Annotated in this window: 24 protein-coding genes; 5 read left to right on the top strand and 19 right to left on the bottom strand. The window is 67.9% G+C overall.

Features of this window, described 5'->3' with window-relative positions; all coding sequences use genetic code 11:
* Positions 1–5: 5 nt before the first annotated feature.
* The 3 genes from ACYVBN_RS16690 to ACYVBN_RS16680 are packed head-to-tail and all read right to left on the bottom strand — an operon-like array spanning position 6 to position 3,672.
* Positions 6–1,226: a M20 family metallopeptidase gene (locus tag ACYVBN_RS16690; protein WP_460601490.1), complete on the bottom strand. Its 1,221-nt coding sequence runs from the start codon at positions 1,224–1,226 to the stop codon at positions 6–8.
* Between the two features lie 11 nt (positions 1,227–1,237).
* Positions 1,238–2,437 carry an aminotransferase-like domain-containing protein gene (locus tag ACYVBN_RS16685; protein WP_460601547.1) on the bottom strand — a complete coding sequence of 400 codons (1,200 nt, stop codon included), beginning with the start codon at positions 2,435–2,437 and terminating at the stop codon, positions 1,238–1,240.
* Positions 2,438–2,448: 11 nt separating this feature from the next.
* A complete protein-coding gene (locus ACYVBN_RS16680; protein WP_440280904.1) occupies positions 2,449–3,672 on the bottom strand; it encodes a M24 family metallopeptidase in 1,224 nt (407 codons plus the stop codon).
* 64 nt (positions 3,673–3,736) lie between these two features.
* Here ACYVBN_RS16680 and ACYVBN_RS16675 point away from each other — a divergent pair, with 64 nt between their 5' ends.
* Complete coding sequence (locus ACYVBN_RS16675; RefSeq protein ID WP_440280905.1) at positions 3,737–4,720, top strand: D-2-hydroxyacid dehydrogenase; 984 nt, start codon at positions 3,737–3,739, stop codon at positions 4,718–4,720.
* Positions 4,721–4,736: 16 nt separating this feature from the next.
* Complete coding sequence (locus ACYVBN_RS16670) at positions 4,737–5,702, top strand: pyridoxal-phosphate dependent enzyme (RefSeq protein WP_440280906.1); 966 nt, start codon at positions 4,737–4,739, stop codon at positions 5,700–5,702.
* 121 nt (positions 5,703–5,823) lie between these two features.
* Here ACYVBN_RS16670 and ACYVBN_RS16665 read toward each other — a convergent pair whose 3' ends face one another.
* The 3 genes from ACYVBN_RS16665 to uvrB all read right to left on the bottom strand — a co-directional run bounded on the left by ACYVBN_RS16665 (position 5,824) and on the right by uvrB (position 9,031).
* A complete protein-coding gene (locus tag ACYVBN_RS16665) occupies positions 5,824–6,177 on the bottom strand; it encodes a DUF3817 domain-containing protein (RefSeq protein ID WP_460601489.1) in 354 nt (117 codons plus the stop codon).
* A gap of 187 nt (positions 6,178–6,364) precedes the next feature.
* A complete protein-coding gene (locus tag ACYVBN_RS16660) occupies positions 6,365–6,571 on the bottom strand; it encodes a hypothetical protein (protein WP_460601488.1) in 207 nt (68 codons plus the stop codon).
* A 336-nt stretch (positions 6,572–6,907) separates the two neighbouring features.
* Positions 6,908–9,031: an excinuclease ABC subunit UvrB gene (gene uvrB, locus ACYVBN_RS16655; RefSeq protein WP_460601487.1), complete on the bottom strand. Its 2,124-nt coding sequence runs from the start codon at positions 9,029–9,031 to the stop codon at positions 6,908–6,910.
* Positions 9,032–9,092: 61 nt separating this feature from the next.
* Between uvrB and ACYVBN_RS16650 the strand changes: the two genes are divergently transcribed.
* Positions 9,093–10,349 (top strand): threonine/serine exporter family protein, encoded by a 1,257-nt coding sequence (locus ACYVBN_RS16650; RefSeq protein ID WP_440280910.1) that lies wholly within the window; start codon positions 9,093–9,095, stop codon positions 10,347–10,349.
* Here ACYVBN_RS16650 and uppS read toward each other — a convergent pair.
* From uppS to ACYVBN_RS16595, 11 genes are all read right to left on the bottom strand, one after another.
* Complete coding sequence (uppS, locus tag ACYVBN_RS16645; protein WP_460601486.1) at positions 10,327–11,082, bottom strand: undecaprenyl diphosphate synthase family protein; 756 nt, start codon at positions 11,080–11,082, stop codon at positions 10,327–10,329. The genes ACYVBN_RS16650 and uppS overlap by 23 nt on opposite strands.
* A gap of 38 nt (positions 11,083–11,120) precedes the next feature.
* Entirely contained in the window at positions 11,121–12,170 is a 1,050-nt protein-coding gene (locus tag ACYVBN_RS16640; RefSeq protein ID WP_460601485.1) for a lipoate--protein ligase family protein, read from the bottom strand.
* A gap of 21 nt (positions 12,171–12,191) precedes the next feature.
* Positions 12,192–13,613 (bottom strand): MFS transporter, encoded by a 1,422-nt coding sequence (locus ACYVBN_RS16635; RefSeq protein ID WP_460601484.1) that lies wholly within the window; start codon positions 13,611–13,613, stop codon positions 12,192–12,194.
* Complete coding sequence (locus tag ACYVBN_RS16630) at positions 13,610–14,041, bottom strand: MarR family winged helix-turn-helix transcriptional regulator (protein WP_460601483.1); 432 nt, start codon at positions 14,039–14,041, stop codon at positions 13,610–13,612. The genes ACYVBN_RS16635 and ACYVBN_RS16630 overlap by 4 nt, the downstream gene beginning before the upstream one ends.
* A 24-nt stretch (positions 14,042–14,065) precedes the next feature.
* The gene (locus ACYVBN_RS16625; protein ID WP_460601482.1) at positions 14,066–15,268 is read right to left on the bottom strand and encodes a voltage-gated chloride channel family protein; all 1,203 of its coding nucleotides are present in this window, start codon (positions 15,266–15,268) and stop codon (positions 14,066–14,068) included.
* Between the two features lie 50 nt (positions 15,269–15,318).
* Positions 15,319–16,398, bottom strand: coding sequence for an ABC transporter ATP-binding protein (locus ACYVBN_RS16620; RefSeq protein ID WP_460601481.1), 1,080 nt, complete (start codon positions 16,396–16,398; stop codon positions 15,319–15,321).
* A 1-nt stretch (position 16,399) separates the two neighbouring features.
* Positions 16,400–17,716, bottom strand: a complete 1,317-nt coding sequence (locus ACYVBN_RS16615; protein WP_460601480.1) for an ABC transporter substrate-binding protein — start codon at positions 17,714–17,716, stop codon at positions 16,400–16,402.
* Between the two features lie 25 nt (positions 17,717–17,741).
* A complete protein-coding gene (locus ACYVBN_RS16610; RefSeq protein WP_440280918.1) occupies positions 17,742–18,644 on the bottom strand; it encodes a carbohydrate ABC transporter permease in 903 nt (300 codons plus the stop codon).
* Positions 18,637–19,596: a carbohydrate ABC transporter permease gene (locus ACYVBN_RS16605; RefSeq protein WP_460601479.1), complete on the bottom strand. Its 960-nt coding sequence runs from the start codon at positions 19,594–19,596 to the stop codon at positions 18,637–18,639. The genes ACYVBN_RS16610 and ACYVBN_RS16605 overlap by 8 nt, the downstream gene beginning before the upstream one ends.
* A 104-nt stretch (positions 19,597–19,700) precedes the next feature.
* A complete protein-coding gene (coaE, locus tag ACYVBN_RS16600) occupies positions 19,701–20,915 on the bottom strand; it encodes a dephospho-CoA kinase (protein ID WP_460601478.1) in 1,215 nt (404 codons plus the stop codon).
* 38 nt (positions 20,916–20,953) lie between these two features.
* Positions 20,954–21,535: a TetR/AcrR family transcriptional regulator gene (locus ACYVBN_RS16595; RefSeq protein WP_460601477.1), complete on the bottom strand. Its 582-nt coding sequence runs from the start codon at positions 21,533–21,535 to the stop codon at positions 20,954–20,956.
* Between the two features lie 69 nt (positions 21,536–21,604).
* Between ACYVBN_RS16595 and ACYVBN_RS16590 the strand changes: the two genes are divergently transcribed.
* Positions 21,605–22,144: a hypothetical protein gene (locus ACYVBN_RS16590; protein WP_460601476.1), complete on the top strand. Its 540-nt coding sequence runs from the start codon at positions 21,605–21,607 to the stop codon at positions 22,142–22,144.
* 332 nt (positions 22,145–22,476) lie between these two features.
* On the opposite strand, the gene rpsA is transcribed toward ACYVBN_RS16590, so the two are convergent.
* Entirely contained in the window at positions 22,477–23,964 is a 1,488-nt protein-coding gene (gene rpsA, locus ACYVBN_RS16585; RefSeq protein ID WP_460601475.1) for a 30S ribosomal protein S1, read from the bottom strand.
* 178 nt (positions 23,965–24,142) lie between these two features.
* Between rpsA and ACYVBN_RS16580 the strand changes: the two genes are divergently transcribed.
* Complete coding sequence (locus tag ACYVBN_RS16580) at positions 24,143–24,961, top strand: class I SAM-dependent methyltransferase (protein WP_460601474.1); 819 nt, start codon at positions 24,143–24,145, stop codon at positions 24,959–24,961.
* Between the two features lie 12 nt (positions 24,962–24,973).
* On the opposite strand, the gene ACYVBN_RS16575 is transcribed toward ACYVBN_RS16580, so the two are convergent.
* The gene (locus tag ACYVBN_RS16575) at positions 24,974–26,083 is read right to left on the bottom strand and encodes a PorA family protein (protein WP_460601473.1); all 1,110 of its coding nucleotides are present in this window, start codon (positions 26,081–26,083) and stop codon (positions 24,974–24,976) included.
* Positions 26,084–26,096 lie beyond the last annotated feature (13 nt).

The raw sequence follows: 26,096 nt of genomic DNA, 5'->3' as shown, positions 1-26,096 counted from the left end.
GTTCGTCACAGCTGACCATCCTGGAGGGTGAGCAGCCGTGCCGCCAACCGCACGTAGGTGCGGGCGGCCGTCATGAGGTCGGCCACGGGCACCGACTCGTCCGGCCGGTGCGCCTGGTCGTTGACCGAACCGGGCCCGAGCACCACAGTGGGGACGCCGAGGTCACGGCTGAGGTAGCCGCCGTCGCACGCGGCGGTCCACCCGCCGAGCGGCAGACCCGGTCCGCCCGAGTCGCCCAACGCGCGGTCGACGCAGCGGACGAACTCCGTGTCGACCGCCGTCTCGAAGCCGGGCATGCTCATCGGCATCACGACCTCCGTGCGCAGCCCGTCCTGCTCCAGGCCGAGGCCGGCCAGCCGTGCGACGACGTCGGCGAGCACCGAATCCTGGTCCTCGCCCGGCAGCAACCGCCGGTCCGCCTGCACCCGGCAGCTCGCCGGCACGATCGCCGTCCCCTGGCCACCGCTCACGATCCCCACGCTCCAGGTCGCCGGACCGACCAGCGGGTGCGGCCGCTCGGCAAGCTCGTCGTTCCAGGCACGCAGTGACTCGATGACGCGGGCCGCGCCGTAGATCGCATTGCGGCCGTCGGTCGGACGTCCCGCGTGCGCCGCCAGCCCGTGCACGGTGATGTCGAGGTAACAGTCGCCGCGCGCGGCGACGATGGTCTGCAGATCGGTCGGTTCTGCCGTGACGCAGCCGAGATAGGCCGGTGGCTCACCCTCCATGAACCGTCGGATGCCGATGCCGCCCTCTTCCTCGTCGACCGTCGCGACAAGCTCGACCCGACCGGACAGCTGCACACCGTCGGCCGCCGCCGCTCGCTGCAGCGCATCCATCGCCACCACGCACGCGGCCAGGCCGCCGAGCATGTCGGTGCTGCCGCGGCCGAAGATCCGGCCGTCGCGCAGCAGCCCGCCGAACGGCTCGACCGTCCAACCGTCACCGACCGGCACCACGTCGGTGTGACCCAGCAACAGCAAGCGGGGACCGTCGCCACCGTCGGTCGTGACGCTGACGTTGTCCCGCCCTTCCGCCGCCGTCGTGCGCTGCACGGACAGCCCGCGTTCGCGACAGGCCGCGACGACTGCGTCCACCCGCGCGGTTTCCTCGCCCGGCGGGTTCTCCCCCGGCACGCGGACCAGCGCCTGGGTGAGCGCGATCAGTTCTGCCTCGTCCAGCAGGTCCAGGGCATGTTGCTCCCATGACGAAACCTGTGCTGTCACAGTCGGTTCCGTCATACAGCACCGACCAGGTGGTCGTAGGCAGTGCGCAACCGTGCCACGCCCTCGCGGATGCGATCCGGGGTGCTGGAGGCGAAGCACAGCCGCAATGCGTTCGGGAAGAACTTGCTGGGCGAGAACGCGTTGCCCGGGATGAATGCGACGCCGTCGGCGAGCGCCTGCTCGAAGAGCGCCTCGGTGTCGACCGACTCCTGGAAGGTCACCCACAGGAAGAAGCCGCCCTCCGGGTCCGTCCACCGGGCCAGCGCACCGAACCGGTCCTCGAGCGCCGCCTGCATGGTCAGCTTGCGCTCCCGGTATGCCGCCTGCTGCGTGGTCAGGTGGTCGCGCAGATGACCGCCCTCCAGGAAGGCAGCGACCAGCCGCTGCAGCGGCATGTTGGTGCAGGTGTCCATGGCCTGCTTGGCGTTGATCAGCAACTGTTGCAGCGCCGGGTCGGCATCGATCCAGCCCACCCGCAGCCCCGGTCCGATGATCTTGGAGAAGGTGCGCACCGACAGCACCAACGGGTCGCCGTCGGCGAGCTCGTGCAACGAGGGCACTTCGGTGCCGGCGAACCGCAGCCGGCCGTAGGGGTCGTCGTCGATCAGCAGGCTCCCCCACCGGCGGGTCAGCTCGATCAGCCGGCGGCGCCGCTCGATCGACATGGACGCGCCGGACGGGTTCTGGAACGTGGGTATGGCGTAGATGGCCTTCGGTGCACGCCCCGCGTGCGTGACCAGTTCCTCGAGCCGGTCGACCTGCATGCCTTCCTCGTCGACCGGGACCTCGAGCAGTTGCGCCTGGTAGGACATCGCGGTGGCCGACCCGTTGGTGTAGGTCGGCGACTCCACGACCACCAGGTCGCCCGGGTCGACGAACAGTTTGAAGGCCAGGTCCAGTCCCTGCATGCCGCCGGCGGTGATGAGCAGCCGCTCCGGCGTGGTGCGGTCGGTCGTCCCGTCGAGCTCGGCCAGCAAGGCCTCCCGTAGCCGCGGATCGCCCTCAGTGGCCGCGTAGTCGTAGGCATCCGGGGCGGCGAGTTCGGTGGCCGCGACGTGACCGAGCAGTTGCGACGGGACTGCCTCCGCTGCCGGACTGCCCATGGCGAAACGCACGATGTCGTGCCGTTGTCTGGCCAGCAGGGAGGTGCTGGAGTCGATCACCGAGCCGACGAGGTCGGTGGTCCGGGAGGCCAGTGGCAGGCGGGAGATGGGCACGCGGGTCACTCCTTCGCGGTCAGTCCGCGCGGGACATCGGTCAGCAGATCGGGCCCGTCGGGGCCGATCAGCATGGATTCGGAGGTCTCATAGCCCCAACCGTCCATCCACATGCCGAGGATGACGTGGAAGGCCATGTTCTCCTCGATGACCGTCTCGTCCTCGGGACGGACGCTCATCGTGCGCTCGCCCCAGTCGGGCGGATAGCCGATCCCGATGGAGTAGCCGATCCGCGACTCCTTGGTGAGTCCGTACCGGCCGATGGTCTGCGCGAACTCGCGGTGCACGTCACAGGTGCGGGTGCCCGGCCGCATGCGCTGCAGCAGAGCCTCCATCGCCTCATTGGTCGCGTCGGCACACTCGACAAGCTTGCGGGGTGCCTTGCCGAGCACCACCGTCCGCGCCAGCGGTGCGTGGTACCGGTGGAAGACGCCGGCCAGCTCGATCGTCGTCGCCTCGCCCTTCTGCAGCGGCAGGTCGCTCCAGGTCAGGTGCGGCGTGCCGGCCGTCTCCCCGGTCGGCAGCATCGGCACGATCGCCGGGTAGTCGCCGCCGAGCTTGTGCGCGCCCAGTGCTTGGGCGTGCTGGATCTCGGCGACGACATCGCACTGCCGGCGACCGGGCTCGAGTTCGCGCAGGGCGGTCTCCATCACCCGCTGGGCGATCCGCCCCGCGGTGTGTAGCTTCTCGCGCTCCAAGGGCGACTTGCGCACCCGCACCCAGTTGACCAGTTCGTTGCTGTCGACCAGCGCCGAGCACTTCAGCCCGGACCGGATCGCGAGATAGCTGCGGACCGAGAAGAAGTGTGCGTCCAGCTCCGCGGCGACATACGCGCCGACCTCGTCGACCAACACCCCGATCTCCAGCGCCCGCGCGACGATCCAGTCGAAGGGATGCGCGTCGGGCCGGTTGACCAGGTAGTCGGGGTAGCCGTGGATGCGGTCGATCGGCAGGAACGCGGTGTAGTGCGCCCCGGCCGCGTCCATCGTGCGCGTGAACAGGTGGCAGTCGCCTTCCGCCGGCACGACGAGGCACTGCGGCATGTAGAAGGACCACGCGTTGTAGCCGGTCAGGTAGTAGAGGTTCGCGGGGTCGGCGATGATCAGCGAACTGAGCCGGCGTTCCGCCATTCGCTGCTGAACGGCGGCGAGTCGAGCCAGGTATTCCTGCTCCGGGAACGGCCGGGAGCAGAGGCCACTGGGAGTGGCGTCAGGGACAGTCTGAGTCACGTGCTCATGGTGCCTCCAGAATCGATTGTTGACAATCAGACACGGCAACGTTTTGAGTGGCCGGGTGACCACTTCCCTCCCCGTCATCACCGTCCTGCTCGGCGACGCCGACGAACGCCCTCCCGGTCTGTCGGCGCTGGAGTCGCGCGCGACGTTCCGCTACACCGACGCGGCGGGTCTGGCGGATGCGGTGGACGGGGCCGATGCGCTCTTCCTGTGGGACTTCTTCTCCACCGCCGTGCAGGACGTATGGCGCCGGTGCGACCGGCTGCGCTGGATCCACGTGGCCGCTGCCGGGGTGGACAAGCTGCTGTTCCCGGACCTGGTGGAGTCGGACGTCGTGGTGACCAACGCTCGCGGCATCTTCGACCGACCGATCGCCGAGTTCGTCCTCGGGGCACTGCTGGCCCACGTCAAACTGCTCCGCGAGGGCTACGACCTGCAGCGTGATCATGTATGGCGGCACCGGGAGACCGGTCCCGTGCAGGGCCGCCGGGCACTGGTCGTCGGCACCGGCAGCATCGGCCGGGAGATCGGCAGGCTGTTGCACGCCGTCGGCCTGCAGGTGACCGGCGCCGGACGCTCCGCACGCACCGGAGATCCGGACTTCGCTGATGTGGTCTCCAGCGCCGCGCTGGCCGAGCACGTCGGCGCCTTCGATTTCGTGATCAACGTGACCCCGCTGACCGATGCCACGCGGGATCTGTTCGATCGCACGGTCTTCGCCGCGATGCGACCCTCGGCATACTTCGTCAACGTCGGCCGTGGGCAGAGTGTCGTGGAGGACGATCTGCTCGACGCGTTGCGGGCGGGTGAGCTGGCCGGGGCGGCCCTGGACGTCTTCCGGACCGAGCCGTTGCCGGCGGACTCCCCGTTGTGGGACGAGCCGGCGCTGTCCATTTCACCGCATCTGTCCGGGGATGCGTCCGGTTGGCTCGATGCGCTGTCCCAGCAGTTCGTTGACCTGGCGACCCGCTGGCTGGCCGGTGAGGCGCTCCCCCATCCGGTCGACAAACGGCTGGGATTCGTTCCCAGCGCGGCACACTGACCGCGAGGATGACGTGATGACCGCTGCGGCCCTGCCCGACATCGCATCGATCCGTGTCGCCGAGGCCCGCATCGGACCGCACGTGCGGCACACCTCCGCTCCGGCGAACCGGTGGTTGAGCGCGCTGACCGGCGCCACGGTCTACCTGAAGCTGGAGATCGAGCAGCCCACCGGCAGCTTCAAGGTGCGCGGCGCCTGCAATGCCATCCGGTCGGCCGCCGAGCGAGGAACGATGAGGGGCGTGACGACTGCCTCGACGGGTAACCACGCGCGGGCGGTCGCGCATCTGGGCCGCCGCTTCGGGCTCCCGGTCACCGCTTTCCTGGCCCGGTCCGTACCCGACCACCGGGCGCGCGCGCTGGAGCAACTCGGTGCGGTGGTCGACCACGCCAGCGCCGACCAGACGGCGGCGATCCGGGCTGCGCAGCAGCTGGCGGACGAGCGCGGACACCTCTTCGTGCCGCCTTTCGACCATCCCGACGTCATCGCCGGTCAGGGCACCATCGGTCTCGAACTGTGCGACGACCTCCCGGCGCTGGACGCCGTCATCGTGCCGGTGTCCGGTGGTGGGCTGATCGGCGGGATCGGGCTGGCGATCAAGGGGATTCGACACAGCACACAGGTCATCGGGGTCTGCGCGGAGCGCGCCGACGCGATGTACCGCTCGCTGCGGGCAGGACACCCCGTCTCGATCGACGAGGTGGACACCGTCGCCACCTCGCTGCTCGGCGACCTCGGTCCGCACAACCGGTACACCTTCAGGGCGGCGCAGCAGGTCATCGACGAGATCGACACCGTCAGCGAGGCCCAGTTGCGTAGCGCGCTGGACACGTTGCGCCGGCACGCCGATCTCGAGGTCGAGGGCGCTGCGGCGGCGGGTGTCGCCTTCCTGTTGTCCGAGGTCGAGACGGACCCCGACCGCTGGCGCGGCACCCGCATCGCAGTGGTGATCACCGGCAACGCGATCGACCCGGACACCTGACGACGCGCCGAACCAGCGACCGTTGCCGGTTGTGCACAAGCCTCAACAGTCGCGAGTCCTACCCGCGGATCAACCAATTCACGTGCACAAGCCTCAACAGTCGCGACTTGCACAAGGGCGCTCAGGATGTCGGACGAACCAGCGCACCACGCCGCTCACAGCGACGCTCGAACCACACTGTCATCAGCGGCGGCACGCTGCTCACCAGGCCCAGCAGAGACTCCTTCGCCGGCCACTTGTGGGACACGGAGACCGCGAGGAGGCTGACGACGTAGAGCACGAAGATCGTGCCGTGGATCGGACCGAAGACTCGCACACCCAGGTCACCGGACTGCACGACCCACTTGAAGAACATGCCGATCAACAGGCCGATCCAGGAGACGGCCTCGGCGAATGCGGCGATCTTGAAGGCCTTAGCCACTGGGCTGGCGGCTACGCCGGTGCGGGCCGGCCGGTCATCGAGTTCGGCAGTCACGATGGGAATCCTACGTTACGTAGTAGCGCGCTTGGCAACCGGGGCGGCTGCTCCGCGGTCTCTTCGGTCAGGTGGTGGACTCGGCTACAACTTGGCGCTACGACGGTCGCGGCTGCCGATACTTAACAACCACAGTATGTCTCAGCTTAGCGTTCAGGTTCTCCGCCAGGCGTCGGCCCGCCTGCCACTATTGCTCTTCTGCTGCGGCTGACCGCCATTCATAGTCCGACCGCTCCAGCTTGTCATATTCCGCGGCCCACGCGGCGACTTCTTTGCGCAACGAATCACTCAGATTGAACTGATCGAACGGAATGGATCCGCCGGTCGTTCCATCATTCCGGATCTCCCACATCGGAGACGCACCGTAATCCGCGGCGAGCGCGTAGGTGGGCATGAGCTAAACAAACGCCTGGTACGCGGCCGGTAATGATTCCCATCTTTCCACCCCGCATATTGTCGTGTGTCAAATACGACCACGAAATCGTAAGGCCGGGCGCACTTCCCGATGTGAAGCCTGAAGCCTGTACTCGTGAGAGGTGGCGGAACGCTTCGAAGTCTTGGTGAAAGCACGAAAAATCATCGCGATTATTCCATCGAACCAAACGTTCCAGCGCTTGTGCCAAGTATACAGATGAATGTAGCCCCGGCCCTTGCTACGGCATCGAATCGGCACGCTGCCAACGCCATACGCTCCAGTGTATGTCTTTTTCGCAGCACAAATCTCGGACAACTACTTGGTGGCGGCCTCCATCTGCCGCAACTCCTTCTTCAGGTCGCCGAGCTCGTCGCGCAACCGGGCGGCCAGCTCGAAGTGCAGGTCGGCGGCGGCCTGGTGCATCTGCTCGGTGAGCTCCTGGATGAGCCCGGCAAGATCGGAGGCCGGCAGGCCCGACACCCGTCCCGCGCCGGCGACCTCACCGTCGGCGGCGACCGCACCGCGCAGTCCGCGCTTGCCCCGGCCATCGGACTTGCCCCGCGACTGCGCCCGGCCGCTGCCCATCAGCGAGTCGGTGTCGGCGTCCTCACGTTGCAGCATGTCGGTGATGTCGGCGATCTTCTTACGCAGCGGCGTCGGGTCGATGCCGGCTTCCTTGTTGTAGGCCAGCTGCTTCTCGCGGCGCCGACTGGTCTCGTCGATCGCCTCCTGCATCGACGGAGTGATCTTGTCGGCATACATGTGCACCTGACCGGAGACGTTGCGCGCCGCGCGGCCGATCGTCTGGATCAGTGACCGGGCCGACCGCAGGAAGCCCTCCTTGTCGGCGTCCAGGATGCTGACCAGGGAGACCTCGGGCAGGTCCAGACCCTCGCGCAGCAGGTTGATGCCGACCAGCACGTCGAACTCGCCGAGCCGCAACTCCCGCAGCAGCTCGACCCGCCGCAGCGTGTCGACCTCGGAGTGCAGGTAACGCACCCGCACGCCCTTCTCCAGCAGGTAATCGGTGAGATCCTCGGCCATCTTCTTGGTCAGCGTCGTCACCAGCACCCGCTCGTCCCGGGCGGTGCGCTCGTTGATCTCGTGCAGCAGGTCGTCGATCTGCCCCTTGGTGGGCTTCAGCACGATCTCCGGGTCGACCAGGCCGGTCGGGCGGATGACCTGCTCGACGTAGTCGCCGCCGGCCTTCGCCAGCTCGTAGTCGCCGGGTGTCGCTGACAGGTAGACGGTCTGACCGATGCGCTCGAGGAACTCCTCCCACTTCAGCGGGCGGTTATCCATCGCGCTGGGCAGCCGGAAGCCGTGATCGACGAGCATCCGCTTGCGTGACATGTCGCCTTCGTACATCGCCCCGATCTGCGGCACGGTCTGGTGCGACTCGTCGATGACCAGCAGGAAGTCCTCGGGGAAGTAGTCCAGCAGACAGTTGGGCGCACTGCCCGGACCACGACCGTCGATGTGCCGGGAGTAGTTCTCGATGCCAGAGCAGGAGCCGACCTGCCGCATCATCTCGATGTCGTAGGTGGTGCGCATTCGCAACCGCTGGGCCTCCAACAGCTTGCCCTGCTTCTCCAGGGTCGCCAGGCGATCCTCCAGCTCGGTCTCGATGGAGGAGATGGCGCGCTCCATGCGCGCCGGACCCGCGACGTAGTGCGACGCCGGGAAGACGTACATCTCCTGCTCCTCGCGCACCACCTCACCGGTCAGCGGGTGCAAGGTGTAGAGACGCTCGATCTCGTCACCGAAGAACTCGATGCGGATCGCCAGCTCCTCGTAGACCGGGATGATCTCGACGGTGTCCCCGCGCACCCGGAAGGTGCCGCGCGTGAAGGCCAGGTCGTTGCGGGTGTATTGCATCTGCACGAACCTGCGCAACAGGTCGTCGCGGTCGATCTGGCTGCCCACGCGCAACGACTGCATGCGATCGACGTACTCCTGCGGGGTGCCCAAACCGTAGATGCACGACACCGAAGCGACCACGACGACGTCACGTCGCGTCAACAGCGAGTTGGTGGCGCTGTGCCGCAGACGCTCCACCTCGTCGTTGATCGAGGAGTCCTTCTCGATGTAGGTGTCGGTCTGCGGGATGTAGGCCTCGGGCTGGTAGTAGTCGTAGTAGGAGACGAAGTATTCGACCGCGTTGTGGGGCAGCAACTCCCGGAACTCGTTGGCCAGCTGCGCGGCCAGGGTCTTGTTGGGCGCCATCACCAGCGTCGGCCGCTGCACCTGCTCGATCAGCCATGCCGTCGTCGCCGACTTGCCGGTGCCGGTCGCACCCAACAGCACCGTGTCCTGGTCCCCCGCCTTGACGCGGCGGGTCAGGTCGGCGATCGCGGTCGGCTGGTCCCCGCTCGGGGAGTATTCGGAGATGACCTCGAACGGCGCAACACGGCGTTGCAGGTCGGTGGTGGGGCGCATAGTACAAAGTTAAACGCCGCCACTGACAGCACTTGTTCCACGTGCCGCCATCATGGGTCGTATGACGACAGGCGCGACACGCGAGGTGCTGCTGCGGATGGGCAGCGCGCTGCTCGCCGGCGGTGCGCCGGTGCCCGATGTCGAGTGGCAGGTGAGTGTGCTGGCCCGGCGGCTGAACGCCCCGGGTGTGCGGGTGGCGGCCACCCCGACGGGCATCTTCGCCGGGCTCGGTGGTGACGACCCGGTCGGCTTCGAACCGGTCACCGGGTCCTTGCGGCTGGAGCAGGTCACCCGGGTGCAGGACGTCTACGAGCAGTTGATGCGCGGGGCGATCGGGCACGCCGCGGCGTTGCGGGAGCTGGACGACATCGAGACGATGCCCTCGTCACGTCCGGTCTGGCTCTCCGACCTGGCGCTGGTGCCCATCGGCACCGGCATCTGCGCGATCCTGCAGCCGACCTGGCGGGACCTGGTCACGGCAGCGGCCAGCTCGCTGGTGGTGATGACCCTGATGATCGTCAGCCGCCGGTTCGCGTTGGTGCGCACCCTGCTGCCGCTGCTCGCGTCGTTCGCGGTCGCCGTGCTGGTGTTGCTCGTGGCCCAGCACTGGCCCCTGCACGGCACGTTGCGGACCATGGTCGCGTCCTTCGCCGTCCTGCTGCCCGGATCGGTGATCGTCACCGGTATGTCGGAGATCGCCTCCGGGGCCGCGGTCGCCGGCAGCTCCCGGCTCGTCTCCGGTGTGATGCAGCTGGTCCTCTTCGCCGTCGGGCTCTTCTCGGCCGTGTCGGTCACCGGCGTCCGGTTGGACGCGCTGACCAATGTGCGGGCGCAGGACCTGGGGCCTTGGGCGCCATACATCGGCGTGCTCGTGATCGGCTGCGGCATCGTGATCAACGTCGCGGCGTCGCGGGCCGCCATACCGTGGATCCTGGTGGTGCTGGCGCTGACGTTCGCGACCCAGTCGGCCGTCCAGGCCCTGGCCGGACTGGTGCTCGGTGCGCTGGCCGGCGCCACCGTCGCAGGTCTCGCGGCAGCTGTCGTGCACCGGTTGTCCGGTCGGCCGTTGCGGCTCGTGGTCTTCCTCCCGGCGTTCTGGCTGCTCGTCCCCGGCAGTCTCGGGCTGCTCAGCACCACCGAGATCGCCACCGGGCACGGGGGCCTCGACGCCGTGACCGTCGCGATCGGGTCCGTGGTGGCGGTGGCCGCCGGCACGCTGATCGGCAGTGCCGCCGGCCGCGCCGTCGACCGGTTCCTCGATCCGGCGGAGTCTCCCGAGCCGGAACCGGTCGAACTCACCGATGTCGAGCGCTTGTGACCGTCTTGCGCTCGCTGTAGTCGGCCAGCGCCGCATCCAGGTCGCGCTCGCCGAAGGCCGGCCACATCTTGTCGCTGAAGTGGATCTCGGCCCGCTGACTCTGCCACGGGAAGAAGCCCGAGATGCGGCGCTCGCCGCTGGTCCGGATGATCAGGTCGATGTCCTTGACCGGCCCGCCGGGTAACGCGGCCGTGATCGCGACCGGCAGATCGTCCGGTGTCACGGGGCCGTTGCGGCGCAACACCGTGCGGATGGCGGAGGCGACGTCCTGCTTCGGGTCGTAACCGATCGCCAGAGTGAGGTGTCCCGGACGGCCCGTGGTGGCCGCCATGGCGTCCTCCAGCGCCACCCGGCACTCGTCCGGCAGCAGGCTGAGATCGCCGGCGATGTGCAGCTGCCACCAGCGCGAACGCTCGACCTTCGCCGGGACGCCGGTGCGGATGAGATCGAAGAGATAGTCGACCTCGCTGCTGCTGCGTTTGCGGATGTTGTCGGCCGAGAGCACGTAGACACTCACGTGGTCGATCCCGCGCCGGCGCAGCCAGCCGAGCAGGTCCTCCAAGTGGTCGGCTCCGGCTCGATGCCCCAGGCTGGGACTGGCCAGTCCGGCGGCGCGTGCCCAGCGGCGGTTGCCGTCCATGATGACCCCCACGTGACGCGGAAGCACCGCGGGCGGCACGCCGCGTGGCGCGCGGGCGCGGAACGGCCGGGGCGCGACCGTGAAGCGGCGCACCTCAGACCACCGTCTCCGGCCGCAGTGCGCCGGCCTGTTCACGGCACACGATGCGTCCACTGCTCGGTGCCGAACTTCTCGGCGACCAACCGACGCGCCTCGGCCAGCTCCTCGTCGCGGTATGCCGACACCTGACTCCGGTAGCGCGCGAGGAACGACCGGGTGAAGGTGTCCAGGATCTGTGGGCGCGGCAGCCCCGTCTGCGAACGCATCGGGTCGACGCGCTTGTTCGCACTCTTGGTGCCCTTGTCGGACATCTTCTCCCGGCCGATGCGCAGCACTTCGAGCATCTTGTCGGCGTCGATGTCGTAGGCCATCGTCACGTGGTGCAGCACAGCGCCGTCCGCGAACCGCTTCTGTGCGGCACCGGCGATCTTGCCCTTGTCGGAGGCGATGTCGTTGAGCGGCACATAGTGCGCAGTGATACCCACCTCCGCCAGGGCACCCATCACCCACTCGTCGAGGAAGGCGTACGACCGCTCGAAGCTCAGCCCTTCGACCATGGACGCGGGCACCACCAGCGAGTAGGTGATGCAGTTGCCCGGCTCCATGAACATCGCCCCGCCGCCCGAGATGCGCCGCACCACGTCGATGTGGTGCCGTGCGGCACCGTCGGCGTCGATCTCGTTGCGGTAGCTCTGGAACGAGCCGATGACCACCAGTGGTGAGTCCCAGTCCCAGAAGCGCAGGGTGGGCGGCCGCGTGCCGGCGGCGACCTCGTGGGCGATCACCTCGTCCAGGGCGACGTGCTCCACCGGCAGCAGCACGGTCGCGGGTATGACGTCGAAGGTGTGATCGTCCCAACCGGTCGCCTTGCCGAGTGCGCGGCGCACCGCGACACCCACCGCGTCGGCACTGAAGCCGATCAGGCTCACCTGCGGGTCGAGCGCACCCGTGATCGCACCGGCGAGTTGGTCGACGGAGGCGTCGGCCGGCATACCCGTCAGTGCGGCGTCGATGTCCTCCAGCGCTTCGTCCGGTTCCAGGAAGAAGTCGCCGGACACCGAGACGCTTGCCAGGCGGCCGGATGCGACCTCGACGTCGACCGCGACGAGCTTGCCACCCGGGACCTTGTATTCACCGCGCATGTCACCACAGTAGAACCGCGGTCACGAGGCCCCCAGCTCGGCCGCGACGCGCCGGCCCGACCGCAGCGCGACGGCGCCGGTCAGCACGAAGGCGAGCAACAACAACACCGCCCCGCACCCGAGCATGACGATCCATGCCGGGTGGGTCGCGGCGGCCAGCCCCTGCGCCATACCTCCGTGCATGTTGCCGAACGCGATCGCGGGCAGCACTGCCACGCCGAGTGATCCGCCGACCTGCCGGCTGGTGGAGGCGATCGCCGCCGCGACGCCCGCCTGCTCGCGGGGCATCCCGGACATCGCCGAGTTGGTGATCGGTGCGTTCAGCATCCCGAACCCGATGCCGAAGCACACGTACGCGACGCCGAGGTAGACCAGACTCGTGCCGTTGTCGATCCGCAGCAGGAGTATGGCGCTCAGGCCGATCCCCAGCCCGGCGACGCACATCGGCACGCGCACGCCGTGATCACCGACGATCCTCCCGGAGACCGGTGCGAACAACGCCACCGACACCGCCATGGGCAGGGTCATCAGACCCGCGTGCAGCGCCGACATACCCCGGACATCCTGCAGATACAGGGTGTTGAGGAAGAGGAAGCCGGCCATCGCGCAGAAACCGACCACCGCCGCGACGACCGCCCCGCTGAACGGGATGCTGCGGAAGAAGCGCGGATCCAGCAACGGCTCGTCACGTCGCAGCTCCCAGCGGATCAGCGCGGCGACCGCCAGCACGGTGACGGCGAAACAGCCCAGGATGGGCGCCGACAGCCAGCCGAGCGAGCCACCCTCGATGATGCCGTAGGTGACCGCGGCCAGCATGAGCACGACCAGCGCCTGTGCGACCGGGTCGAGTCGCCGCACGCGTGCCGCGCGTGACTCCGGCACGAACAGCCCGGTGAGTACGACGGCAGCGGCCACGACCGGCACGTTGATCCAGAAGATCGCCCGCCAGCCGATGCCTTCGACCAGGGCGCCGCCGATGACAGGACCGAGCGCCATGCTCAGGCCGATGACGCCACCCCACATGCCGATCGCCTGCGCCCGCTCCCGCGGATCGCGAAAAGTGTTGGTGATGATGGACATCGCGACCGGGTTGAGCATCGAGCCGCCGACGGCCTGCAGCATCCGGGCCACGATGAGCAGACCGGGGGTAGGTGCCCACGAGCAACAGATGGAGCCGATGCCGAAGATGACGAGTCCGACCTGGAAGACGCGCCGCCGGCCGACCCGGTCCCCCATCGACCCGGACAGCATCAGCAGGCTGGCCAGCACCAGCGTGTAGGCGTCGATGACCCATTGCAGCTGCGAGCCGCTGGCGCCCAGCTGCCGTCCGATGGAGGGTATGGCGAGGTTCACGCCGGTGGAGTCGATGCCCACGATGAACAGGCTCATACAGCAGATCGCGAGCACGCCGAAGCGGCGTCGGCGGGTCAGCTCCTGGCTCACGCCTCGCTCGCCGCCCGCATCTTGTCGATCAACCGGGTGAGTTCACGACGCTCGGCCGCTGTCAGCGTCGCGACCGGCGGCGGCACGACGTCGGCGGTGCGGATGCTCTCCAGCAGGTCGCGGCCCGCCTCGGTCACGTGCACCAGCTTGCGTCGCCCGTCTGCCGGATCACCGACGCGTTCGACATATCCGCGCCCGACCAGGTCGCTCACCAGCACGGACGCTGCCGGAGCGTCGATGTCCATCCGCTCGGCCAGTTCACCCTGGGACATGGGCGTCCGCTCCACCCGGCGCAGCGCGCGATAGCCGTTCCAGGGCATGCCGCCGGTGCGGTCCTGCAGCAGGTCGCGGACCATCCACTTGTGGTCCATGACCAGCGCCATGAGGTTGAGCCACACGCCGACCGGCGTGGTTTTAGTTGTCGCCATACAACGATTATATGCACACAATCATTATTTCTTCACAACTGTTTTGAGTCCGGTAGCCAGCCGCGGCGTTGCCCAGGCCCCCGCCACCGACAACGCCACGGGCACCCATAGCGTCGGCGGAGCCTGGGACACCTCGAGCATGAAGGCGCCGGCCATGATCGGCGCGTGCTGAGTGGTGGCGAGCATGGCCGCCCCGCCGACCATCGCGCAGACCACCATCGACAGGCCGCCCTGGTCGTGCCCCAGGCCGAGCGCCACCAGTGCGCCCAGTGCGCCGCCGGTCGCCATCGAGGGGGTGATGAGGCCGCCGGTCAACCCACCGCGCAGGCAGGCGGCAGTGAGCAGCGGCTTCGCGACGAGCAACGCGATGAGCACCCCGGCGGGCAGTCCTCCCCTGCCGACCAGCGCCTCCAGCACGCTCTTGCCGTTACCGGTGACACCGGGCAGGGTCATCGCCACCAGACCGACGGCAGCCATCGCGGCGGTGATCCGCAACGGCAACAGGTGGATCGCCCGGCTCGGCCCGCCCCTCCGCGCCGCCTCCATCAGCCGGTTGAAGCCGATCCCGGCGACGGTGCACACCGGACCGGCGAGGACCACCCACACCCACACGTTGGGTGCGGTGGCGTGGGCGCCCAGCTGGTAGACGGCGTCACGCCCCACCACCGGCCAGGCGACCACGACGGCGATGCACGACATCAACGCCGCGGCGCACACTGCGATGTAGTCCAGGGTGCCCAGCACCACCTCGGCCGCGAAGAGCACACCCGCGACCGGTGCGTTGTAGACCGCGGCGAGCCCGGCGCCGGCTGCCGCGCCCAGCAGCACTCGACGATGCCGGTCGTCCAGGCCCAGGCGTGCGCAGAGCACTTCGGCGACCGCTGCCGCGACCTGGCGTGGTGCGCCCTCGCGACCCAATGATGCGCCCGCACCGACCGCGACGATCTGCGCGATCGCATCGAGCGTCGTGGACCGCAGCGGCAGACGCACCGGCGGGTCGCCGAGCGCGTCGCGCACGCGGATCACCCGCATGCGCACACGCAGCTGCCACCAGCCGAGGCCGATGACGGCGCCCGCGACCGTCATACCGATCAACCGGCGCGCGGGCGAGGCCAGCCGCACCTCCTGCGCGAACGAGTGCCCGCCGGCACCGAAGACGACGTGCTGCGCACCGTGCAGCAACAGCGTCAACAACGCGCCGACGACGCCGGTGAGCACACCGGCCACGACGATCGCGAGGACGAACCGCCCGGTGACGCGCAGGTCGGTCCGGAGCGTCAGAGCCGCTCGCCGGACTCGGCGTCGAAGACGTGGACCTCCTCGGTCGCCGGTGTCACCCGCACGATCTCGCCCTCGTCGGGCCGGTGCTTCTTGTCCGTGCGGACCGTCAGTCGGGGACCGTCGTCACCGGTCGCCTCGGGTTTGCCGTAGACGAACACCTCGGCGCCGAGCGACTCGACGAGCTCGACCTTGAGCGCAACGCCGTTCTTGGCCAGCGAGTCGCCGATGGCCCAGGACTCGGGGCGTATGCCGAGCGTGACCCGCTCGGCCGACCCGCCGCGGTCCCGCTCCAAAGGCACTGTGGCACCGAAGAACTCGGCGTGGCCGTCACGGACGGTCGCGTCGATCAGGTTGATCGCCGGCGAACCGATGAAGCCCGCGACGAAGGTGTTGACCGGGTGGTCGTAGAGCGCCTCGGGCGTGTCGACCTGTTGCAGCACGCCCTCCTTCAGCACGGCAACCCGGTGCCCCATCGTCATGGCCTCGGTCTGATCGTGGGTGACATAGACCGTCGTGACGCCCAGTCGTCGCTGGAGCGCCGCGATCTGGGCCCGTGTCGACACACGCAGCTTCGCGTCCAGGTTGGACAGCGGCTCGTCCATGCAGAACACCTTCGGGTTGCGCACGATCGCACGCCCCATCGCCACCCGTTGCCGTTGGCCGCCGGACAGCTGACCGGGTTTGCGGGTCAGCAGCTTGTCCAGCTCGAGGATCTCCGCGGCCTCCAGCACCCGCTGATGTGCGTCGGCCTTGCTCATCCCGGCATTGCGCAGGGCGAAGGCCATGTTCTCCTCGGCCGACATGTTGGGGTAGAGCGCGTAGCTCTGGAAGACCATCGCCACGTCGCGGTCACGGGGCCGCACGCCCTTCTGGTCGTGCCCGTCGATCAGGATGCGCCCACCGTCGACCGGCTCGAGACCGGCCAGCATCCGCAGGGTCGTGGACTTGCCACAGCCGGACGGCCCGACGAGCACGAGGAACTCACCGTCCTCGATGTCCAGCGTGACGCTGTCCACCGAGGGCTGCGCGTTGCCCTTGTGCCGCCGGGTCGCGGCGTCGAAATAGACCGAAGCCATGTCAGGCCTTGAGCTTCGGCTTCACCTGCGAGTCGTACGCCTTGGTGATGCTCTGGTCGAGTCCCTTGAGCGTCGACTCCACGTCCGAACCGGCGACGATCTTGTCCAGCGCCTGACCGATGGTCGCGCCACCACCGGGGACGAACACCCGCGCGTTGTCCTGCGGACGGGTCTTCGGCAGCTGGTCGACGGCCACCTTGAAGTGGGGGTTCTTCTTGAAGTAGGCCTGCTCCTCCGGCAGTTGCAGCGCCGACTTGCGCACCGGCATGTAACCGGTCGCCTGGGTGAAGGTGACGGTGTTCTTGGCATTGGTCAGGAACTCCACGAACTTGACCGCATTGGCCTTGCGCTGGTCGGAGATGCCGGCCGGTATGGCGACACCGGCGCCACCGGTGGGGCAGCACTTGACGCCGCCGGGCGCCGGCACGAAGCCGACACCGAGCTCGAACGGCAGGTCGGTGAACCCGCCGAGATCACCGGTGGATTCGATCAGCACACCACCGAGGCCGGCGCTGAAGTCGCTGGCCGAGTCCGCCGAGGTCTTCACCCAGCCCTGCTTCGCCCAGCCCTGCAGCACCTTGGCCGCATGCACGGTCTTGGGGTCGGTGAAGGTCGTCTTCCAGCCCTTGGAGTAGCCCCCGCCGTACGACCAAGCGATGGACTGGAAGGTCCAGTCCAGGTAGTCGGCGCCGTCGTCGAGGATCATCGCGTGCTTGCCACTGCCCATCGCGGCCTGCAGCTTGGGCGCCCACTGGGTGAACTCGTCCCACGACGTCGGCGAGCGGTCCGGCAGGCCGGCCTTCTTGAACGCGTCCTTGTTGTAGTAGAAGAGCACGGTCGACCGCGCGTAGGGGATCGCGTAGTGCTTGCCGTTGTAGACGTAGTCGGCATACAGGCTGTCGACGTAGTCGTCGGTCTTCAGGCCGTGCTGGGCGAAGAGGGCGCCCATGTCGGCGAACCGGTTGTTGAGGGCGAAGTTGAACCACGTCACGTCGGAGGCCACGACCACGTCGGGCAGGTTGCCGCCGGCCAGCGCCGCGTTGAACTTCTGCCCGACCTCCTCGTAGTCCTTGCCCGCATCGGTGAGCTTGACCTTGAGACTCGGATTGGCCTTCTCGAAGTCGGCGATGATCTTCTTCTCGGTCGCGGTGGACTTGCCCGGGTGGTTGCTCCAGAAGTCGATCGTGTTGGAGTCGCCGCCCTTGCCACCGCCCTTGCTGCTGGACTCCGAGCCGGTGCCGGCGCACGCGGCGAGGCCGGTCGCAAGGGCTGCGCCACCTGCAGCGCCGAGGAGTCCGCGGCGGGTCAAACCAGACATGTGATTCTCCTTGATGGTGTGGAAGTCAGCCCTTGACCGCGCCAGCGGTCAGGCCCTTGATCATGTGTCGTTGCAGTGCCAGAAAGACGATGAGCACCGGCAGCATGGCCAGCACGGTGGCGGCCATCACCGGGCCCCAGTTGGTGATGCCGTCGTTGTTCTGCAGATGTGTCAGGCCGATCGGCAGGGTGCCGGAGCGGCTGTCGTCGGACATCAGGAACGGCCAGAGGTATTCGTTCCACTCGTTCACGACGGTGATGATGGAGAAGGCGATCAGCGTCGGCCACGACATCGGTAGCACCACCCGCCAGAGCAGTTTCAGCGGCCCGGCTCCGTCCAAGCGCGCGGCCTCGATGATCTCGCTGGGCACCGAGAGGAACTGATTGCGCATCAGGAAGGTGCCGAACGCGACGCCGGCCAACGGGATGATGATGCCCTGGTAAGTGTTGCGCCACCCGAGTTGGCTGACCAGCGCGTAGTTGGAGATGACGGTGATCTGATTGGGCACCATCAGTGCGGCGATGATGATCACGAACAGCAGGTTGCGGCCCGGGAAACGCAACAGCGACAACGCATACGCGCTGATCACGCCGAGCACGATCTTGGCGATCGACAGGATGGCGGTAATGATCACCGAGTTGCGGAAGTAGTCCCAGAACGGGATGTCGGTCGTCGCCGAGTGATAGCCGTCGGAGGTCGGGTGCGCCGGCCACCACTGCGCCGGCTGGGTGTAGATGTCCGGTCGTTGCTTGAAGGAGGTGATCACGATCCAGAAGAGCGGACCGGCCACCAGCAGGAAGACCAGCACCATGCCGACGTAACCGGCGATCTTCACGCCGGTACCGCCGAAGCTGGCGGCCTCGGCCTGGTGCGCACCGGCGGGCTTCTCCTCCGGGTCGAACCCGGTGACAGCGGTCGCTTCAGTCACGATGCATCCCCCGATCCATGACCCGGACCTGAATCACGGTGATGATCAACAGAATCACGAACATGATGGTTGCGATCGTCGCGCCATACCCTGCCTTGCTGTTGACGAAGGTCTCCCGATAGACCTGATAGACCAACGTGGTGGTGCCGTAACCCTGCGGGCCTCCGCGCGTCTCGACATTGATGATGTCGAAGACCTGGACGGAGTTGAGCAGCACCGTGATCGACAGGAAGAACGTCGTCGGGCGCAGCTGCGGCAGCAGCACCTTGTAGAACCGGCGCCAGGCCGACGCACCGTCGATCTCGGCGGCCTCGTCCAGGTCCGCGCGCCGGCCCTGCAGCGCCGCCAGGTAGATCACGAACGTGTAGCCGAGGTTCTTCCACACGTAGGTGGTGGTGACCATGACCAGCGCCCACCCGGGTCGCTGGTAGAAGTCGGGCACCTGAATGCCGATGCGGTGGAACAGATCCCGCAGCATGCCGAAGTTGGGGTCGAAGACGAACTGGAAGGCGATGCCGACCGCCGCGCCGGAGATGACAAACGGCGCGAAGATGGCTGACCGGACGAGGTTGCGACCCCGGAGCTTCTGGTCCAGCAGGATGGCCAGGCCCAACCCGAGAAGCATCGAGATGCCCACCGCGCAGACCGTGAAGATCAGCGTGTTGCGCAGCACCTCGTGCGAGTTGGGGTCGTGCCACCAGGTCTTGTAGTTGTCGAAGCCGATGTAGTGCGCCACCGGTGCGGCGATGTTCCAGTCCGTGAAGGAGAGCCGGAAGTTGTCCACCAGGGGCCGGTAGGTGAAGATCACCAGCAGCACCAGGTTGGGCAGCAGCAGCGCTGCGGCGAGCAGCCATTCGCCATACGGCCGGCCACTGCGGCGCGGCGGCGGCCCGACCGGCGCGGGCGGTCCGGGACGTGGCGTCGCCGCGGCGGTGTCAGGAGGCGCGGTCACGATCGCAGAGCCTGGTCGACGATGCAGAACACGGCCTGAACACTAGTGGGCCCACACCCGACGTGGGGGTAACTTCCGCCTGACACGACCGAACTGTTACTTGATTACCCGCTCTGCGTCCGTTGCCACCGACGCGCGCGTACGAACGCGTCGGCGATCCAGGGCTCCTTGGCCGCCGGATACCCCAGCCGCTCCGCCGTCGTGCGCCCAGGATTCGTTCGCGCCACCCGGTGCTTCTCCGCCGCGTACGCCTCCGACTCTGCGGGATTCGCCCGGAGCCAGTCGCGGAACAACAACGCTGCCGAGGCACCGGGACCGTCCGCCTCTCGCACGTGCAGGTGGTGGACGACGCTCGGGTCCGCGCCGTTGAAGTACACCTTCCGCCACAACGCGGAGTCAGGGGCCCACTCGTGCACGGTGTCCTGACGCAGCCGACCCTCGACGAAGCCCGCAGCGCGCATCGCAGTCAGGAACTCGTCAGACAAGGCGAGATCGAGCTGATCCACACGGATCTGCAGGTCGATGACGCTTTTGGCGGCCAAGTCCGGCACGCTGGTGGAACCGATGTGGTCGACGCCGACGATGTGGTCGCCCAGGCCGGCCGCGTTGAGCTGACGCCGTAGCCGCGCGATCGTGCGTGCCGCAATCGCGGGCCAGGCGGGATCGGGTTCATCGATGCTCACCTCGAGTGCGCGCCGAACCCCGCGGTCCGCCAACAGATTGTCATTGTATGGCGAAAGGCGTTCCTGCCAGAGCTTTTCCACGTGGTCCAGCAATTGTTCCTGGGTGCCGTTGTTGTCCAGCAGAATGTCTGCGGCGGCATACCGCTGCTCGTCGGTGGCCTGCGAGGAGACGCGGGCCAGCGCCGCGTCGTGCGTCATGCCTCGGTCGCGCATGATGCGCTGGACCCTGGTCTGCTGTGCGGTGTCGACGATCACCGTGAGGTGGTAGTCCGGTGCGAGACCACCCTCCACCAGCAGTGGCATGTCGTGGACGACGATCGCCTCGCGCGGGGCCTGCGCGTGCCGCGACGCGGTCAGCGCTCGAATGCGCGGGTGAGTGAGCGCCTCCAGATCCCGCCGCGCGGACTCGTCGGCGAACACGACGGCGGCCAAGGCCGGCCGGTCCAGCGAGCCGTCCGGCCGCAGCAGCTGCTCGCCGAACCGCTCGACGATCTCGGCGAGCCCGGCGGAACCCGGCTCGACCACCTCCCGCGCGAGTCGGTCGGCGTCGATGACGACCGCGCCGAGCGCGAGCAACTTCTTGGAGACGGTCGATTTGCCGGAGCCGATGCCGCCGCTGAGTCCCACATAGAGCACGCCGCGACCCTATGCCAGCGGCAGCACACCGGAGCTGCTCAGTGCGCGAGTTGCTCCAGGTGCGCACGAAGCACCGCCCGCATCCGGGCGGCGGTCAGCCGTGGCGCCACGGTTCCGTGCAGCGCCATACCGTCGATCAGCGCGTGCAACCGGTCGGTCTCGGTGGGTATGTCGAGCTCGTGCCCGGACAGCTGCTGCAGCATCAGCACGCACGACTCCATCAGTCCGCGCAGCTGGGCGTGCACCTCACGCCATACAGCACCGAGCTCGGAGTCCGTGCGCGCCGCGACAACGAGCGCGGTCCACATCTCGGTCTCACCGCGGCGAGCGGCATCGAGCGGCAGCACCTCGGCCAGCAGCGCCACCAACCCCTCGACGTCTGTCGCCTCGCTCCCCCGGCGTTCCAGCCGCTGCTGCACACGGACGGACAGGTCGGCCATCGCGTGGGCGATCAGCTGCTGCTGACTGACGAAGTAGTGCCGGATGGCGCCGGTCGACCAGCCGGCCTCGTCGGCGACGCTGCGCACCGAGACGCCCGTGTAGCCGGCACGATGCACCACCCGGATGACCGCGTCCACGATCTGCGCACGACGCGCATCGTGATCGACGACCTTCGGCATGCCGTCTTTTTATCACACGATCGTGTTATTTTGGATATATCACGTTTGTGTGACATCGAGGGGATCGCCGTGTTGACAGCCGTCATCGTCGCGTGCCAGATCGGATTCTGGGTCTTGCTGCTCGCCGGTCTCGCCTGCCGTTACCTGCTGCGGCGGCAGCTGTTGTCGACCATCCTCCTCGCGCTGGCGGTCGATCTGGTGCTGCTGATCGCCTCCGTGCTCGACCTGCGGGGCGGCGGCACTGCGACTGCCGTCCACGGTCTCGCGGCGATCTACCTGGGGGTGTCGGTGGGGTTCGGTCACCGGATGATGCACTGGGCCGACGTGCGGTTCGCGCACTGGTTCGCCGGTGGCCCGCCGCCGGCGAAGAAACCCCGCTACGGCGTCGCCCGCGCGGCACGCGAGCGGTCGGGCTGGTACGCCCACCTGCGCGCCTGGCTGGTCGGTGCCGCGCTGCTGGGGCCGGCGATCGTCGCCATACACGACTCGGCGCGGACCAGCGCGCTGACCAACACGCTGCGCCTGTGGACCGTCGTGCTCGTCGTCGATGCGCTGATCTCGTTCAGCTACACGGTGTTTCCCAAGAAAGCGCCGGCATCGCGAGTGTGAGTCCGGCCCGGCCACCCGTATCGAACCCTCCCCAGGGCAGACATCGGCACACGCCCGGCCGGCCCACCCGTACCAAACTCTCCCCAGGGCAGACATCGGTACGCACCCGGCCGGCCCACCCGTACCAAACTCTCCCCAGGGCAGACATCGGTACGCACCCGACCCCAAACCCGTACCAAACCCTCCCCTGGGGAGACTTCGGTACGGCGGCCGGGCGTGTGCCGCAGGCCCCGGGCGCGCACAGAACCGGGGGCTCAAGCCGTATGACGAAGGCCCCCGGAACCAGACGGTTCCGGGGGCCTTCGGTAGTTCAGCTACACCTGGCGGTCAGCTCAGTTGCCGGTCAGCTTCTCCCGCAGCGCGGCCAGCGCCTCGTCGGAGGCCAGCGTGCCCTCGGCCGGGGCGGCCGGCGAGGACGACGACGCCGGCGACGAGCCCTTGTCCGACGACTCCGAGGAGTAAGAGGTCGAGCCGGCGGTCGCAGCGGTGGCGGCAGCCTCCGCGTCGTCCTTGCGAGCCTGCTCGATCTGCGCCTGGTGCGCCTCGTAGCGGGCGTGCGCCTCGGCGTACTGCTTCTCCCACTTCTCGCGCTGGGTCTCGAAGCCCTCGAGCCACTCGCCCGACTCCGGGTCGAAGCCCTCCGGGTACTTGTAGTTGCCCTGCTCGTCGTACTCGGCGGCCATGCCGTAGAGGGTCGGGTCGAACTCGGTCGCGGCAGCGGCCTCGTCGTTGGCCTGCTTCAGGCTCAGCGAGATGCGGCGACGCTCGAGGTCGATGTCGATGACCTTGACGAAGATCTCCTGGCCGACCTGGACGACCTGCTCCGGCAGCTCCACGTGGCGCTCGGCCAGCTCGGAGATGTGAACCAGGCCCTCGATGCCGTCCTCGACGCGGACGAACGCACCGAACGGCACCAGCTTGGTGACCTTGCCCGGCACGACCTGGCCGATCGCGTGGGTGCGGGCGAAGTGCTGCCACGGGTCTTCCTGGGTCGCCTTCAGCGACAGCGAGACACGCTCGCGGTCCATGTCGACATCCAGCACCTCGACGGTGACCTCGTCGCCGACCTCGACGACCTCGGACGGGTGGTCGATGTGCTTCCAGGACAGCTCGGAGACGTGCACCAGGCCGTCGACGCCACCGAGGTCGACGAACGCACCGAAGTTGACGATGCTGCTGACCACACCGGAGCGGACCTGGCCCTTCTGCAGCTCCTTGAGGAAGGTCGTGCGGACCTCGGACTGGGTCTGCTCGAGCCAGGCGCGGCGGGACAGGACCACGTTGTTGCGGTTCTTGTCCAGCTCGATGATCTTGGCCTCGATCTCCTTGCCGACATACGGCTGGAGGTCGCGCACCCGGCGCATCTCGACCAGCGACGCGGGCAGGAAGCCGCGCAGGCCGATGTCCAGGATCAGGCCGCCCTTGACGACCTCGATGACGGTGCCGGTGACGACGCCGTCCTCTTCCTTGATCTGCTCGATGGTGCCCCAGGCGCGCTCGTACTGTGCGCGCTTCTTGGACAGGATGAGGCGCCCTTCCTTGTCCTCCTTCTGGAGAACCAGGGCCTCGACCTCGTCGCCGACCGCCACGACCTCACTCGGGTCGACGTCGTGTTTGATGGACAGCTCACGCGAGGGGATGACGCCCTCGGTCTTGTAGCCGATGTCGAGCAGGACCTCGTCCCGGTCGACCTTGACGATGACACCGTCGACGATGTCGCCGTCATTGAAGTGCTTGATCGTCGCGTCGATCGCGGCGAGCAGCTCCTCCTCGGATCCGATGTCGTTGATCGCGACCTGGGAGGTGGTGGTGGCAGTCATGTAGTAGGAAACCTTCGGTGGACACTAGATATGGACAATGTGCTGGAATGACGTCACGTCATCGACCGGAGCCGGTGCCGAGCTGACCATCCCCTGACACGCACATGCGTGCGCGTGGTGATCCTATCGGCCCGTCCACAGCTGGGTCAAAAGCAGCAGGGAGGAGGCACTGCCACCGATGGATCACTTCATCGACGGCTTCGGCGTCGGGCATCGCGCCGCCGGTGCGGACGAGACGCGCGCGGCCAATCGCGGCTGGTGGGACGAGGAAGCGACGGCCTACTACGCCGAGCACGGCGACTTCCTCGGCGACGGTCGCCTGGTGTGGGGGCCCGAAGGGTTCACCGAGTCCGAACTCGGTCTCCTCGGCCCGCTGGAGGGCCGTGACGTCCTGGAGATCGGCGGCGGGGCCGCCCAGGGCGGCCGGTATGCCGCCGCGCGCGGTGCGCGGGTGGTGTCCACCGACCTGTCCGCCGGCATGTTGCGGCAGGCGGCAGCGATCGATGCCCGATCCGGCATCGCACTCCCGCTCGCCCAGTGCGACGCCACCGCGCTGCCGTTCGTCGACTCCTGCTTCGACATCGTGTTCACGGCGTACGGTGCGGTGCCCTTCGTCGCCGACAGCGGCGCGATCATGCGGGAGGCGGCGCGGGTGCTGCGGCCCGGCGGCCGGTTCGTCTTCGCCACGACGCATCCGATCCGGTGGGCCTTCCCGGACGCGCCCGGTCCCGAGGGACTGGTCGCCGACCGGTCCTACTTCGACCGCACCCCGTATGTCGAGCAGGGCGACGACGGTGCGGCCACCTATGTGGAACACCATCGCACCCTGGGCGACCGAGTGCGCGAGATCGCCGGCGCGGGACTGACGCTGGTGGATCTGGTCGAGCCGGAGTGGCCGGACCGCAACCCGCAGGTGTGGGGCGGTTGGTCGCCGGCGCGCGGTCGCGTCATACCCGGCACCGCGATCTTCGTGGCCGACAAGCGCGCCGGTGGCTGAGCACCGGCCGACTCAGGAGTTCTTGTCCAACCGCACGGTGTTGTCGGCGGAGTCACCGGCGGCGTCCGGTCCGCCGCCGGACCGGTTGCGATCCCCGAGCAGCCCGGAGACGCCGTGCTGGGTCTCGTCGTCGTCCGCGTAGTAATCGTCGCCGCCGCTGCCGTCGTAGCTGCCGTCTCCGTCGCCGTTGCCGTTGCCGTCCCGGCGGCCGAGTAGCACCGCCATCAGGACTCCCCCGACGATGAGCAGCAGGCCGAGGATGCCGAGGATCCACGGTGCGAGTTTGAGGGCCTTCAGCTGGGATGCCTTGCCTTTGTACTCGTCGACGTTGGACTTGACGGTGGCGTTGTTGAAGACGGAGGTGGTACGCAGCACCTGAACCGACTTACCGGTGCCGGGGTCGGTCAGCCACTGCTTCTGCGCCTCGCTCACCTTGATGAACGCGCCGGTCTGCGGCTCGACCCAGATGGTGCGGTCGTTGGCGTAGTCGTACTTCGCCTTGACGCCGGGGCTGCTCTGCGCACCGCCGAACAGGAAGCCGGGCGCCTCCTTGGTGGGCTCGATCGCCAGCGTCTGCCGGGGAACGGTCCCCTCGAACCGGTAGACCTCCAGCCCGTCGATCTTGTCCGTGCCGGCGTACTTCATCTGCATGGTCTTCTGGGTCGACCCGTCCCAGTAGGGGTAGGTCGTCTTCTGCGTGCCGAACGGGAACTTGACGGTGTAGCCCTGGTGCTCGATGGCCTTGCCGTTCTCCTCGTCACCGCTCCACTTCACGACCTTGCCGGTGTGCCGCTCGACCGCGAACTTCTCGGTGAAGCCCTCCTGCGGGGTCTTGGTCTGCGGGATCTTGGAGAACTGCCACTTGCTGAAGATGACTGCGTTGTGACCGAACTTCTCACTCTCGCCCTTCAGGGCGACAGCACCGATCGTCGTGGTCAGCGTGGTGTGCTGGAACTTCAGCGTGCCTGCGTCGAACAGGTAGGCGTTCTTGTCGACGGCGACCTGCTTGGTGTTCTGGTCGATCGGGATGACCGCCAATTTGTCGAACGCGTAGAACTTCAGCAGCAGCGCCATGGTCACGAAGAACGCGCCGAATCCGATCACGATCGCGGATTTCCGCACTGGTCTGACCTCC

Source organism: Flexivirga lutea (genome assembly GCF_054778955.1).
The sequence above is the reverse complement of the archived record's forward strand: the minus strand, read 5'-3'. Positions and strand labels throughout refer to the sequence as shown.